Here is a 12,969-nt window from a genome sequence, read left to right as displayed (position 1 = left end):
TGGGTGCGGGACAATCGCCGCGTGACCTTGAGGATCGACATCGACGACGGTGCCCCGCCCTACGAACAGGTGCGTGCGCAGATCTCCGAACAGGCGCGGTCGGGGGTGCTGCCGGTCGGGTACCGGCTGCCGACCGTGCGCGGACTGGCCGAGTCCCTGGGCCTGGCGGCCAACACGGTCGCCAAGGCGTACCGGGCCCTGGAAGGGGACGGGGTGATCGAGACGCGCGGGCGCAACGGCACGTTCGTCGCCGCCGCGGGCTCGGCGGCGGAGCGGGAGGTGGCGTCCGCCGCGCAGGAGTACGCGTCGCGGGCACGGCGGCTCGGGGTCACGGAGGAGAACGCGGAGGCCGCCGTGCGGGACGCGCTGCGGGCGGCCTACGGCGGGTGAGCGCCGTTTCGGTGAGGCCCGGCGGACGGCCGCGGATCCGCGGTGGCCGTCGCGCGCCTCACCGCGCCCCTCAGGGCGTGCGCGTGACCGGGAGCCCCGACGTCCGCGCCAGTCGGGCGAAGACCTGTGCGTCGCGGACGGCTGCCGCGTTCGGGTCGTTGTTGAAGTACGTGTAGACGTCCCTGTGAGGCCAGGTGTCCTGGATGCGCCGGACCCACGTCGCAAGGGACCGGCGGCCGTAGCGCGGCCAGGCGGCGGCGCGCCCCTGGTGGAAGCGGACGTAGCCCCAGTCGGTGGTGCGCCACAGCGGCGCCACCGGCCGGGCCCGGACGTCGGCCCAGCACAGTGCCGCGCCCCGGGCCTCCAGGACACCGCGCACCTCGGGCGTCCACCAGGACTCGTGCCGGGGCTCCACCGCGACCCGCGTGCCGGGCGGGAAGCACGCGAGGCAGGCGTCCAGCAGCTCCGCGTCGCCCCGCAGCGTCGGCGGCAGTTGCAGCAGGACGGGACCGAGGCGGTCACCCAGGCCGGCCGCGTGGGTCATCAGCCGGTCGACCGGTTCCGCCGGGTCCCGCAGGCGCTTGATGTGCGTGAGGTACCGGCTCGCCTTCACCGCGACCACGAAGTCGGCCGGCACCCGCTCGCGCCACGCCTCGAACGTCTCCCGCGTCGGCAGCCGGTAGAACGCGTTGTTGATCTCGACCGTCGCGAAGTCGGCCGCGTACCGCTCCAGCCACAGCCGCACGGGCAGCCCGGGCGGGTACAGGACGTCCCGCCAGTCCCGGTACTGCCAGCCCGACGTGCCGACGAAAAGGGTCATACCCCCATCAGAACAGCTACAGGTAGAGTCCCGCGTCCGCACCGGTCCGCGGCTCCGGCAGCGCCGTCGGCGAGGTCCCGCGGCGCAGCGCGTACAGCTCCGCCAGCGTGGCGCCCTCGCGGCCCACACCCTCCTCGCCGCCGAGCCAGCCGACCGCCTCCCGGCGGGTCAGCGGTCCGACCTCGATGCGGGCCAGGCAGCGGCCGGGCCGGACGACGGCGGGGTGGAGGCGTTCCAGGTCCTCGTTGGTCGTCACGCCGACCAGGACGTTGCGGCCCTGGCCGAGCAGCCCGTCCGTGAGGTTCAGCAGCCGGGAGAGGGCCTGTCCCGCGGTGTGCTTGGCCTCGCCGCGGATCAGCTCGTCGCAGTCCTCCAGCAGCAGCAGCCGCCAGCGGCCCTTGCCCGTCGCGTCCTCCTCGCCGATGGCGATGTCCATCAGGTAGCCGACGTCGGAGAAGAGCCGCTCCGGGTCGAGCACGCAGTCCACCTGGCACCAGTCCCGCCAGGACCGGGCCAGGGTGCGCAGCGCCGAGGTCTTGCCGGTGCCCGGCGGCCCGTGCAGGAGCAGCAGCCGGCCCGCGATGTCCTCGGGGGTCGTCTTCATCAGGCCGTCCAACGCCACCGCGACCGGGGCGGTGTAGTTGGCCCGGACCTCGTCCCAGGTGCCCGCGGAGATCTGCCGGGTGGTGCGGTGCGGGCCGCGGCGCGGGGAGACGTACCAGAAGCCCATCGTGACGTTCTCCGGCTGCGGCTCGGGCTCGTCCGCGGCACCGTCCGTGGCGTCGGCGAGCACCTTCTCGGCCAGGTCGGCGCTGGTCGCCGTGACCGTGACGTCGGCGCCCCGGCTCCAGCGCGAGATCAACAGCGTCCAGCCGTCGCCCTCGGCCAGCGTCGCGCTGCGGTCGTCGTCGCGGGCGAGCCGCAGGACCCGCGCGCCGGGCGGCAGCAGGGTCGCCCCGGGCCGTACCCGGTCGATGTTCGCCGCGTGGGCGAAGGGCTGCTCACCCGTCGCGAAACGGCCGAGGAACAGCGCGTCGACGACATCGGAGGGCGAGTCGCTGTCGTCGACGTTGAGCCTGATCGGCAGGGCGTCGTGCGGGTTCACGGACATGCCGCCATGATCCGGCACGCGGCCGCCGCGTGCACGCGCTTTCCCGGGGACACGCGGCACCCGCGGCGTGGCGCGGCGTGGCGGGCCGACGGCCGGCGGTTCAGGCGCCGGCCCTCGACCACCACCCCCGCAGCCGCCGTGTCCCGCGGAGCACGGCGTACCCCTTGGTGAGCGCCCGGTCCCGCACGAAGGTGCGGGCGATCGCCCGGCCCTCGATCAGCCGGGCGAACTCGTCGGGCCCCGTCCCCCGTCGCACGGTGACCCGCCGCAGGGCGTACGGGCCCTGGGCGCGGCGCGCCAGGCCGTTGCCGACGGCGAGCGCCTGCGCGTACCCCGTCTCACGCACCGCCCGCCGCACCCGGCGGTCGGAGTACCCGTAGGGATAGGCGAAGGACACGGGCGCCGCGCCCAGCTGGTCGGCGACGATCTCCTTGCAGTGGATCAGCTCGAACCGCAGCCGGTCCTCCGGGAGTTGGTCGAGCTGCGGGTGGGTGTGGCTGTGCCCGCCGATCTCCACACCGGAGGCGGCCAGCTCGCGGACCTGGTCCCAGCCGAGCATGGTGTCCAGGGCCCTGCCGGTGTCGTACGGCCCCCGCAGCCAGCCGGTGGACACGAACAGGGTGGCCGGGAAGCCGTGTTCGGCCAGAACGGGCAGCGCGTGCCGGTGGACGCCCTCGTAGCCGTCGTCGAAGGTGATCAGGACGGGCCGCCTCGGCAGCGGGCGCCCGGAGCGCCACGCGGCGGCCAGCTCCGCGGTGCCGATCGGTGTCAGGCCCCGGTCGGCGATCGCCGCCATCTGCTCGGCGAACGCCCGCGGGGCCACCGACAGGGCGCGGGTGGCGTCGTTCGGCTCCGCCGCGACCGCGTGGTACATGAGGACCGGCACGCGCCCGTCGTCCTCGTGGGTGTCAGCCACGCGCGCCCCCCTCCACCGGCGCCACGGAGAAGGCGACCCCGCCCCGCCGCGCGCGCACCGTCCCCACCAGGTAACCGCCCGCCGCCGTGAGCACCCCGGCGACGATCGCGCCCGCCCGTCCCGCCCCGCCCGGCCGGGCCAGCGCGGCGTCCCGCAGACCGCGCACCACCCCGGCCGGCAGGACCCGGGTGGCGTAGCGGCGTTCGGACTCCAGCCCCTTGTCCGCCCCGACGCTGCGGGCCACCAGCGCCTTGGACAGTCCCTCGGCATAGGTACGGGTGCGGAAGTAGCCGAAGTGCTCCCGCGCCCCGGGCACCCGGTGGTGGATGACCGCCCGGTCGTCGATCAGCAGGACGGCGTCGGGGCGGGCGCGGGCGAGCCGGATGCACAGCTCGGTCTCCTCGCAGCCCAGCGGCCGTTTGTCGCCGTCGCGCCCGATGCCGGTGGCGAAGCCGCCCGCCGCCTCGAACGCCTCGCGCCGGAAGGAGGCGTTCCCGCCCAGCACGTTGCGCACCCGGACCCGGCCGGGCGGCAGGCCCCGGTACGTGCAGCCCACCACCCAGTCGAACTCCTCGGGGAACCAGGCGGGCCGGCGTCCCGACGCCCAGACGGGCTCGGTGCGTCCGCCGACGGCCAGCACGCGCGGGTCGGCGTACCCCTCGGCGAAGTGCCGCAGCCAGTCGCGCTCGGCCACGGCGTCGTCGTCGAGGAAGGCGATCACCTCGCCGCGGGAGGCGGCGATGCCGGTGTTGCGGCCGGCGGACAGACCGCGGGGGCCCGCGTTGGCGAGCACCCGCACGTCCCGGCTCTCCGCGTACTCCCGCGACAGCCGGCCCCGCAGCGCCTCGTTGTGGTCGACGACCAGCAGCGTCTCCCGGGCCGGGCGGGACTGCGCCCGCACCGAGGAGACCGCCGCGAGGATGTCCTCCCAGCGGTCCTCGGTGTAGACGCAGATCACCACGGAGACCGTGAGCGAGGCGTCGGGACCGCTCAAGACGCCTTCCTCCGGACCGGGACGACCGGGCCGACCGCCCGCACCGGGCCGACGGCGCCGACCGGGCCGAGCGTCGGCGAGTGTGTACGGCTGCGCAGGGCACGCCGGTTGGAACGCTCGTCGAGGATCACTCTGAGCACGCGCAACCCGTCCCGGACGGCGCGCAGGTTGCTGACGCCGTGGATGCGCAGGTACTCGTGGCTGGGGATCTCCTGGACCTTCAGGCCGGCCTTGACGACCCGGATGTTCATCAGGGTCTCCACCTCGAAGCCGGTGCAGTCGAGGTCGATCTTGTCCAGGCAGTGCCGCCAGAAGGCGTTGTAGCCGTAGCAGAGGTCGGTGTAGCGGGCGCCGAACTTCCGGTTGACCACCGCGCACAGGGCGCGGTTGCCGAGCTTGCGGATGAAGGTCATGTCGTCGGTGCCGCCGCCGTTGGCGAAGCGGGAGCCCTTGGCGAAGTCCGCGCCGGAGACCAGGGCGGAGACGTACGACACGATCTCCTGGCCGTCGGCCGAGCCGTCGGCGTCGACCATCACGATGATGTCCCCGGTGCACGCCTTGAAGCCGGTGATCAGCGCGTCCCCCTTGCCCTTGCCGCGCTGCTCGACGACCTTGACGTCCGGCCACAGCTCCCGGGCGACCTCCACCGTGTCGTCGGTGGAGTTGCCGTCCACGAGGACGACCTCGTGGACCCAGTCGGGCAGTGTCTTGAAGACGTAGGGAAGGTTCTCCGCCTCGTTCATGGCGGGTATCACCACGCTCACCGGCGGTGCTATCGCCAGGTGCGAGGAGACGGGCCGGTACTTGTCGGCCGGTGACGGATCGGGTGACGGATCGTTGCCCGTCGACGCCGGCTGCAGAACTGAGCTCATGAGTCTGGTCCCTCTCGTCCGGCGGACCGCCCGCCCCATGGACGGTCCGGCTCTGTATCCGGTTCGAAAGGGGGGTTCTCGTCTCACGGCACGGCGGAGCGGAGCTCCGTACGTGTCGGACGAGCTGGCAAAGCCTGCCGGCGCCGGAAGGAAAACGGCAGCCGACCGCGCGGCACGGCCCGGTCGCCTGTGCGGCCACCGAGCACGGCACCCCCCTACCGCGCCCTCCCGCCCGGTCCGCCGCGGCCTCGAGCCCTCCCCTGAGCCGCTTGCCGACGTTCCGATGCGAGAGATGTATGACGGTATTGACGATTGAACCCGTATGGCAAGACCTGGAACCAGGTCTCACGTTTTTGTTGGTTTAACGCCATCTGTTCTTCATAGGGGGCGATTTCGTACGGAGTGGGTCCCCCGGACCGTTCCGCTTTGCCCCCCGAAGCCCAAGATGCCGGGCCTCAATGTGGCGCAGCTCTCCGGAGACCGTCAAGACGGCACAGGTGTTCCCGCCGGTTTTCGTCCGATTTTGAACGACCGTCAGCCATTTTTTGGCATGGACACTTCCTGTCAACACGCGTAGCTGGTACCACGGTTCACGCAGAGATCCTGCTAAAGGAGGTTCCATGAGACGTTCCCGACTTGTCGGCTTCCTGACTTCCGTCCTCCTCGCCGCCGGCGCCGCCCTCACCGGGGCCGCGACCGCCCAGGCAGCCCAACCCGCAGTGTCCGGCGGCTATGTGGCGCTCGGCGACTCCTACTCCTCCGGCGTCGGAGCGGGCAGTTACATCGCCTCCAGCGGCGACTGCAAGCGCAGCACGAAGGCCCACCCCTACCTGTGGGCGGCCGCCAACTCACCCTCGACGTTCGACTTCACCGCCTGTTCCGGCGCCCGTACGGGTGATGTTCTCGCCGGTCAGCTCGGCCCGCTCAGCTCCGCCACCGGACTGGTCTCCATCAGCGTCGGCGGCAACGACGCAGGGTTCGCCGACGTGATGATGACCTGTGTGCTCCAGTCCGACAGCTCCTGCCTGTCGCGGATCGCCACCGCGAAGGCGTACGTCGACTCGACGCTGCCCGCGAACCTCGACGGCGTCTACTCGGCGATCAGCGGCAGGGCCCCGAACGCCGAGGTCGTGGTCATCGGCTACCCGCGCTTCTACCAGCTCGGCGCCACCTGCCTCGGCCTCTCCGAGACCAAGCGGAAGGCGATCAACGACGCCGCCGACCACCTCAACACCGCCATCGCCAAGCGCGCCGCCGACCACGGCTTCACCTTCGGCGACGTACGGCCGACGTTCACCGGGCACGAGATCTGCTCCGGCAGTTCCTGGCTGCACAGCGTGAACTGGCTCAACATCGGCGAGTCGTACCACCCGACCGCGGCCGGCCAGTCCGGTGGCTACCTGCCGGTCCTCAACAGCGCCGCCTGACCGGAAGCGGAAGCGGAAGCGGAAGCAGAAGGAGAAGAGGAGGGGGAGGCCCCGCCCGTCGGGGTCTCCGTCTCCGTCTCGCAGGTCAAGGTGAACGCCACCGCGTCCGAGGTGGCCTCCACCGGTGCCCGCACCTCCACGCGGACGGCACCCCCGAACCTCCCGTCCTCGTCATCCGTCGTGACGACGACCGTGTCCTGCCGCGATCGCTCACCGCCCGCGGGGAAGGACAGCGTCCGCCACCCCCGGTCGGAGACCGCCCCGTCCTCCGTCACCCAGCGGTAGCCCACCCGGGCCGGCAGCCGCCCCACCGTGAACGTCGCCGTGAAGGCGGGTGCCAGGTGGCGCGGCGGGGGACAGGGCCCCGCGTACTCGGTGTGCGCACCCGCGACGGACACCCGCACCGACTGCGGCGGGGGAGTGCTCCCCGCGCCCTCGTCCTCGCCGTCGCCGTCGCCGTCGCCCTCGCCCGAGGCCGACGGGCCGGGCCCGTCACCGCTCTCGGCATGGCCCGGCGCCCCCGCACTCGCGCCCGGTCCCCGGCCTTCGCCCGGATCCTCCGCGCCGTCGCCGCCGTCCGAGCGGTTCAGCAGGGCGTACGTCAGTCCTGCCAGCGCCAGCGCCAGCGCCGAGGCGACCAGCCCCAGGACCAGCACGGCCCGCACGCGCCGGTCCCGGCCCGCGGGCCCGTACCCGGCCGTCGTGGCGGTCCCGGGCCCCGGCGGAGCCGGAGAGGCCGACGACCGGGTACGGGCCGCGACCGTCGGGCCGTACGGGCCGGCCGGCACCGTGCCGGCGCGCGGGGCGCCCGGCCCGGCGGGTGCGCCCCCGCCGGCCACGAGCCGCAGCTCCCGCTCGGCCCGCTCGGCCGGCAGCCGTGCGGCCGGGTCCTTGCGCAGCAGGCCCCGGACGACGGGCGCGAGCGCTCCGGCCCGGGTAGGCGGCGGCGGTTCCTCGTCGACGACGGCCCGCAGGGTGTTCAGCGGGGTGTCCTGACGGAAGGGCGAGGTTCCCTCCACCGCCGCGTACAGCAGTACGCCGAGGGCCCAGAGGTCGGACTCCGGACCGGGCGTGCGGCCCAGCGCCCGCTCCGGGGCGAGGAACTCGGGCGAGCCGATGACCTCGCCGGTCATGGTCAGCGCGGAGTCGCCCTCGACCATGGCGATCCCGAAGTCGGTGAGGACCACCCGGCCGTCGTCGGCCAGCAGCACGTTGGCCGGCTTCACGTCCCGGTGCAGCACCCCCGCGCCGTGCGCGGCCCGCAGCGCGGACAGCACCTCGGCACCGATCCGCGCGGCCCGCCGGGGGTCCAGGGGACCCTCGGCCTCCAGCAGGTCGGCCAGGGACGGTCCGCGGACCAGCTCCATCACGATCCAGGGCCGGCCGCCGTCGGTGGCCACGTCGTACACCGTGACCACGTTGTGGTGGGCGACCCGGGCCGCGGCCCACGCCTCGCGCTCCAGCCGGGTGTACATCCGCCGCACGTCGGCGTCCGGCGGTCCGGCGGGCGCGCGCACCTCCTTGACGGCGACCTCGCGGTGCAGCACCTCGTCGCGGGCGCGCCACACCGTGCCCATGCCACCCTCGCCGAGGCGGGACAGGAGACGGTAACGGCCTGCGATCACGCGCTCGTTGCCAGGTTCCTCGAACACCGGCGCCCCCTATGACGTCTCGCGCGGACATGCCTCGGGAACGGGCCGGAATCGCTCCCGCGTTCACCCCGGAAGTAGCTCAGCCCAGTGCTGATGCCGCCCCCCTGAACACCAGTCCGGCCCCGAGGACCATCACCACGCACGCCGATCCCAGGGGGGTGGCCCGGCGCACCGCACCGGCCAGCGGCCCCGACGCCCAGCGGGGGCGCCGCCGCAGCAGTCGGCTCACCCCGCCGCCGAGGCGGACGACCGCGACACCGGCCGCGGTGAGGGTGAGGGCGAGCCCGACGCCGTACGCGACCACGAGGAGCAGGCCGAACCAGGCCTGGCCGAGGGCCGCCGCGCCGACGAGCACGACCACGGCGGACGGACTGGGCACGAGTCCGCCGGCGAATCCGAGGAGGATCGTCCCGCGGAGCGTGGGGGCGGCGGGGTGGGTGTGGGTGTGCGGGCCGTGACCGTGCCGGTGCGGGTCACCTTGGTGGCTGTGGCTGTGGCTGTGGCTGTGGCTGTGGCTGTGGTCGTGGTCGTGGCTGGGGGCGTGGGCGTGTGCGCCCCCTCGGGCGCGGAGCGCGCGGCGTACGAGGCCGGCGCCCGCCAGGGTCACCAGCGCTCCGCTCGCGACGCCGAGCCAGGCGACGACGGAGGGCGCGGCCGCCGAGCCCGCGGTGACCAGGAGGCCGAGGGCGACCACGCCCAGGGTGTGCGTGACCGTCACCGAGGCGGCCATCGGCAGGACGTCCCCCAGCCGTGCCCGGCCTCCCCGGGCCGCCGCCGTCGCGGCCATCAGTGTCTTGCCGTGGCCCGGTGCGAGGGCGTGCGCCGCACCCAGGACGACCGCGATGACGAGGGCGAGACCGGCGAGGCCGAGGGTGAGGTCGTGGCGGGCGACCAGGGAGTCCAGGGCACGGGTCCAGCGGTCGGCGCCCCGGGGCAGGACGGAGGCGCCGGGCGCGTCCTGCCGTTCCCGGTCCAGGGCGGGACCGCCGGGCCGCAGCCGCAGGGCCGCGCCGGTGGTGCCGGCCGGGGAGGACAGCGACTCCTCCGGGTAGCTCGTCAGTTCGCGCGACGCCGATGTCGCGGGCACGTCCGACTCGGTGAGCGTCGTGCGGTCGCCGCGCGCGGTGACCTCCCGCCAGCCGGGGCCGGCCGAGGCACCTGCGGCCCGGAACACGACGGTCGTTTCGGCGGACTCGGGCAGCGGGGCGGTGAACCGGCACTCCAGGCGCAGGGTGTCGAGTCCGGCCTGACCGGGCCGCACGCTCGCCCGGCCGCCACGCGGGACCAGGGCGACCGCACGGCCGTCGACGGTGACCCGGCTGTCCCGGGCGGCGACGGCACAGCGCCGCCGGGCCCACTCGGCGGTGCCGAGCCGTTCGACGTCCGGGCCGGCCTGGGTCGCCGGGATCTCGGCGAGGTCCTCCACGTGGTCGATGCGCAGCTCGCCGGGGGCGGCGACCAGACCGTCGTAGCGGTTGACGGTGAAGTTGCCGAGCGGGTGCGCGCCCGCCCCGGCCGCCGGCAGCAGGGCGAGGGCGCAGACGGCGACGAGGACCGCGGCGCGGCGGACCGGGAGGCGGCGGGGGCTCAACGGCCGGCCTCCGGGCTCTTCAGCGCGGCCCGGGCCTCGCGGGCTCCGAGCGGGGAGAAGCCGGGGTTGAGGTCCAGCGCCGCCGACAGGTGACGGCGGGCGTCCTCCTCCCGCCCCACGGCCCGCTCGATCATGCCCAGGTGGTGGAGGAAGACGGCGTTGCGGTACCCCGTCGCGGAGGCCCGGCGGGCGTACGGCAGCGCCTCCTCGTCGCGCCCGTTCACGTGCAGGGCCCAGGCCAGGGCGTCCGCGGTGTGCACGGTGCGGCGGCGGTCCCACTCGGCGCGGGCGGCGCGGAGGGCCGCGTCCCGGTCGCCGTGGTCGGCGGCGGCGAGGGCGGTGTCCAGGTCCACGTCGACGCCGCCGGCGCGGGCGAGGGCCGTCCAGGCGTCGACGAGGGCGTACTGCTCACGGGCCTTCGCCGTCTCGCCGCGCACCTCGTACAGCTCGCCGAGCGCCACCAGGGGGCCCGGCAGCGGGTGGCGGGCGACGACGGCCTCCAGGTCCCGGACCGCGCCGGCCCGGTCCCCGCTCGCGGCCTTCGCCCGGGCGCGTCCCTCCAGAGCGGGCAGGTGGGTGTCGTCGGCGGCGAGGGCACGCGCGTAGTGGCGCAGGGCGGCGCCGTGGTCCCCCTGGTCCCAGGCGAGCCGGCCCAGCTGGGTCGCGACGTACGCCACGTCGGCGGGGGACGAGGCGGCGGCGAGCGCCTGCTCCAGCACGCGTCGCGCGGTGCCCACCTCGCCGTGCAGCTCCCGGACGTACGCGTACCGGGTGAAGACCGGGACACCGGGCCGCCGGGCGTCGGCGGTGTCGGCGGCCCGGGCCGCGTCGGCGTACCGGCCGAGTTCGACGAGGGCGTCGATACGGGAGCACAGGGCGCGTTCGTTGTACGGGTTCGCCGCCAGGGCCCGGTCGGCGTACGCCAGCGCGTCCGTGAACGCGTGCCGGGCGGCGGCGAGGGCGGCGTGTCCCGCGAGGGCCTGGTCGTTGCCGGGGTTCAGGTCGAGCGAGCGCCGCAGCGCCTGCTCGGCCCGCGGGTAGCGCGAGGGGTCGCCGTCGGTGCGGGCCTGCTCGACGTGGGCCAGCCCGAGGGCCGCCCAGCCGCCGAAGTCCCGCGGCTGGGCCCGGAGCCGGGCCTGGAGGGCGGGGACGCTCGCGTCGGGGCCGGCGGCGCTCAGCGGCCCGGGTCCGCCGCGCGCCGCGCCGGCCGCGACGCCGTCCCGGTCCTCCCGTACGCCGCCGAGGGCCACGGACCCGGCGGTCAGGGCCACGGCCAGGAGCACGGCACAGCCGGCCCGGCCCGCCCCCCGCCGCCGTGCGATCGCGGCGAACCGCCGCGCGGCGGCCGTCCGCCCCCCGGACCCGGTGAGCCGGGCACCGGAGACCGCGGCGCCACCGGCTCCGGGGCTCACCGCCCCGGGTGGCGTGCCGGATGCCTCGGCCGGCCCACTGCCGGCGCCGGTGATCCTCTGCGGGGCCATGCCTCTCCTCGAGCGCTCGAACGACGTACGGGAATCGGGAACGGAAGGACGCGGGACGGAAGGCGAGGCGGCGCGGCCCGCCGTGGGGGAGGGAAGGAGCGGACCGCGCCGGTCGGTGGGGCCGGTCAGTAGGCCCGGCCTCGCATGCGGCGCCACCACGCGAGGGCACCGCCGATCAGCAGGATGCCGACGGCCCCGGCGCCCGCGGAGGCGGCGATGAGGGTCGTGTCGTCGGCGTCGGCCGGCCGCAGCGCGTCGCCCAGCTGGTTGCGTACGTCGTTGCCCCCGCCCGTGCCGTCGGCGAGTGGGCCGCGCGAACCCTCCGTCGGGTTCGCCACGTACGGGAAGGCGGACCCGAACTCCTTGTCGTTGGCGTCGACCGCGTCGCCCAGGTCGTTGGCGGCGCCGACCAGCTCGCCCTCGACCACCTGGAGCGCGGCGTCGATCACGTCGTCGGTCAGCCTGCGCCCGTTGGGGAAGCCCGCGTTGTCGCCGTCGAGGACGCCGAGGCGCTCGGGCTCGGCGGCCGGTGCGATCGAGGTGTTGAGGCGCAGCTGCTCCGAGGGCGTGACGTGCGGGGGCTGGTTGAGGTCCTCGACGCCCTTGAGGAACACGTCGACGAGGTCGTCGCGCGGCTCCGCGGGCGCCTCGATCTTGTAGACCGCCTCGATGAGCTTCGGCAGCTCGGGGTGGGTGACGTTGCGCAGGAAGCGCGCGTCGTCCGCCGGCTGGGACGCGTTGAACGCGTCCTTGTCCTTCAGTGGGTTGACGACCTCGTTCACCAGCGGGTTCCCGAGCCGTGAGACCTGCGTGAACTCGCCCTGCGCGTTCTTGCGCCGGGTCGTCGTCCAGACGCCGACGACCGGCTGGCCGGCCGACTCCACGATCATGTCGGTCGGCACCTGGAGGGCGACCGAGTTGACGTTGTAGCCCTTGAGGGTGTCGTTGCCGACCTCGGACAGGTTCCCCCCGTACAGCAGGTCGAAGACGCGCAGGTCCAGGAAGAACGGGTCGTCGGCCTGTCCCGCGAACGTGCGTGCCCCGCCCGCGAGTTCGTGGACCGCCTGGTCGCGCAGCGCACCGTAGTCCGGCATCGACGCCCTGCCGACGTCCGACGGCGCCACCGGCACGTCGTGGGCCATCGCCGTCCGGGAGGCCTCCTTCCCGCCGTGCAGCTTGATCAGCTCGATGTCGTAGGTCTGCGTGATGTTGAGATCCGGGTCGTCGAGGCTCGTGACCGGGCCCGTGTTGTAGAGGAAGGTCGCCTCGTTCTTCGTGTGCGTGGTGAACGTGTACCGGAACACCAGGTCGCCCAGGGCGTCGCCGTCGTTGTCGACGTGCAGGTCGTACTGGGCGTCCTCGGCGAACGTGAAGAAGTTCGGCCCGCCCGCCGGTTCCTCGAACGGGATCCAGTTCGCGACGAGCGTCGTCGTGTCCGGACGGTCCGGGCTCACGAACGCGTACAGGTCCGTGTTGTCGTACTGCGGGGTACCCGATACGAGCGGGGCCTCCCGGTGGCTGGAGGCGGACGCCGCCCCCGGTCCCAGCGCGGTCGTGCCGGCCGCCGCGAGCCCCCCGGCGGCCAGCGCACCGCAGAGCAGCGTGGCGAGGCCCCGGTGCCGTGCGCCACCGCTTCCGGAGATAGGTGTCATGCCGTCCGTCCTCTGTGCCGATGTGCCGACTTCCCTGACGCACCGGCATTCGGAGCGGGCCCG

11 protein-coding genes are annotated in these 12,969 nt (G+C 74.6%); 2 read left to right on the top strand and 9 right to left on the bottom strand.

Annotated features, from left to right (window positions below; genetic code table 11):
* Window positions 1-21 precede the first annotated feature (21 nt).
* Window positions 22-390: a GntR family transcriptional regulator gene (locus SAM23877_RS08335; protein WP_053128459.1), complete on the top strand. Its 369-nt coding sequence runs from the start codon at window positions 22-24 to the stop codon at window positions 388-390.
* A 70-nt stretch (window positions 391-460) separates the two neighbouring features.
* Here SAM23877_RS08335 and SAM23877_RS08330 read toward each other — a convergent pair whose 3' ends face one another.
* The 5 genes from SAM23877_RS08330 to SAM23877_RS08310 all read right to left on the bottom strand — a co-directional run bounded on the left by SAM23877_RS08330 (window position 461) and on the right by SAM23877_RS08310 (window position 5,103).
* Window positions 461-1,210: a DUF72 domain-containing protein gene (locus tag SAM23877_RS08330; protein ID WP_053128457.1), complete on the bottom strand. Its 750-nt coding sequence runs from the start codon at window positions 1,208-1,210 to the stop codon at window positions 461-463.
* 16 nt (window positions 1,211-1,226) lie between these two features.
* Window positions 1,227-2,321 (bottom strand): DUF5925 domain-containing protein, encoded by a 1,095-nt coding sequence (locus SAM23877_RS08325; protein ID WP_053128455.1) that lies wholly within the window; start codon window positions 2,319-2,321, stop codon window positions 1,227-1,229.
* A 100-nt stretch (window positions 2,322-2,421) separates the two neighbouring features.
* On the bottom strand, window positions 2,422-3,195 hold the full coding sequence (locus tag SAM23877_RS08320; protein WP_053142278.1) for a polysaccharide deacetylase family protein: 774 nt from the start codon (window positions 3,193-3,195) through the stop codon (window positions 2,422-2,424).
* A 34-nt stretch (window positions 3,196-3,229) separates the two neighbouring features.
* On the bottom strand, window positions 3,230-4,231 hold the full coding sequence (locus SAM23877_RS08315; RefSeq protein WP_053128452.1) for a glycosyltransferase family 2 protein: 1,002 nt from the start codon (window positions 4,229-4,231) through the stop codon (window positions 3,230-3,232).
* On the bottom strand, window positions 4,228-5,103 hold the full coding sequence (locus SAM23877_RS08310; RefSeq protein ID WP_235614531.1) for a glycosyltransferase family 2 protein: 876 nt from the start codon (window positions 5,101-5,103) through the stop codon (window positions 4,228-4,230). The genes SAM23877_RS08315 and SAM23877_RS08310 overlap by 4 nt, the downstream gene beginning before the upstream one ends.
* Before the next feature lie 620 nt (window positions 5,104-5,723).
* Here SAM23877_RS08310 and SAM23877_RS08305 point away from each other — a divergent pair.
* Window positions 5,724-6,530 (top strand): SGNH/GDSL hydrolase family protein, encoded by an 807-nt coding sequence (locus tag SAM23877_RS08305; RefSeq protein WP_053128449.1) that lies wholly within the window; start codon window positions 5,724-5,726, stop codon window positions 6,528-6,530.
* On the opposite strand, the gene SAM23877_RS08300 is transcribed toward SAM23877_RS08305, so the two are convergent.
* The 4 genes from SAM23877_RS08300 to SAM23877_RS08285 form a co-directional block, all read right to left on the bottom strand.
* The gene (locus SAM23877_RS08300; RefSeq protein ID WP_053128447.1) at window positions 6,500-8,182 is read right to left on the bottom strand and encodes a serine/threonine-protein kinase; all 1,683 of its coding nucleotides are present in this window, start codon (window positions 8,180-8,182) and stop codon (window positions 6,500-6,502) included. The genes SAM23877_RS08305 and SAM23877_RS08300 overlap by 31 nt on opposite strands.
* Before the next feature lie 79 nt (window positions 8,183-8,261).
* Complete coding sequence (locus SAM23877_RS08295) at window positions 8,262-9,773, bottom strand: urease accessory protein UreH domain-containing protein (protein ID WP_053128441.1); 1,512 nt, start codon at window positions 9,771-9,773, stop codon at window positions 8,262-8,264.
* Window positions 9,770-11,254, bottom strand: coding sequence for a tetratricopeptide repeat protein (locus SAM23877_RS08290; protein WP_053128439.1), 1,485 nt, complete (start codon window positions 11,252-11,254; stop codon window positions 9,770-9,772). Before SAM23877_RS08290 ends, SAM23877_RS08295 begins: the two co-directional genes overlap by 4 nt.
* A gap of 125 nt (window positions 11,255-11,379) precedes the next feature.
* The gene (locus SAM23877_RS08285; protein WP_053128437.1) at window positions 11,380-12,906 is read right to left on the bottom strand and encodes a DUF4331 domain-containing protein; all 1,527 of its coding nucleotides are present in this window, start codon (window positions 12,904-12,906) and stop codon (window positions 11,380-11,382) included.
* Between the last annotated feature and the right edge of the window lie 63 nt (window positions 12,907-12,969).

Origin of the sequence: Streptomyces ambofaciens ATCC 23877 (assembly GCF_001267885.1) — a bacterium.
GTDB lineage: Bacteria > Actinomycetota > Actinomycetes > Streptomycetales > Streptomycetaceae > Streptomyces > Streptomyces ambofaciens.
The sequence above is the reverse complement of the archived record's forward strand: the minus strand, read 5'-3'. Positions and strand labels throughout refer to the sequence as shown.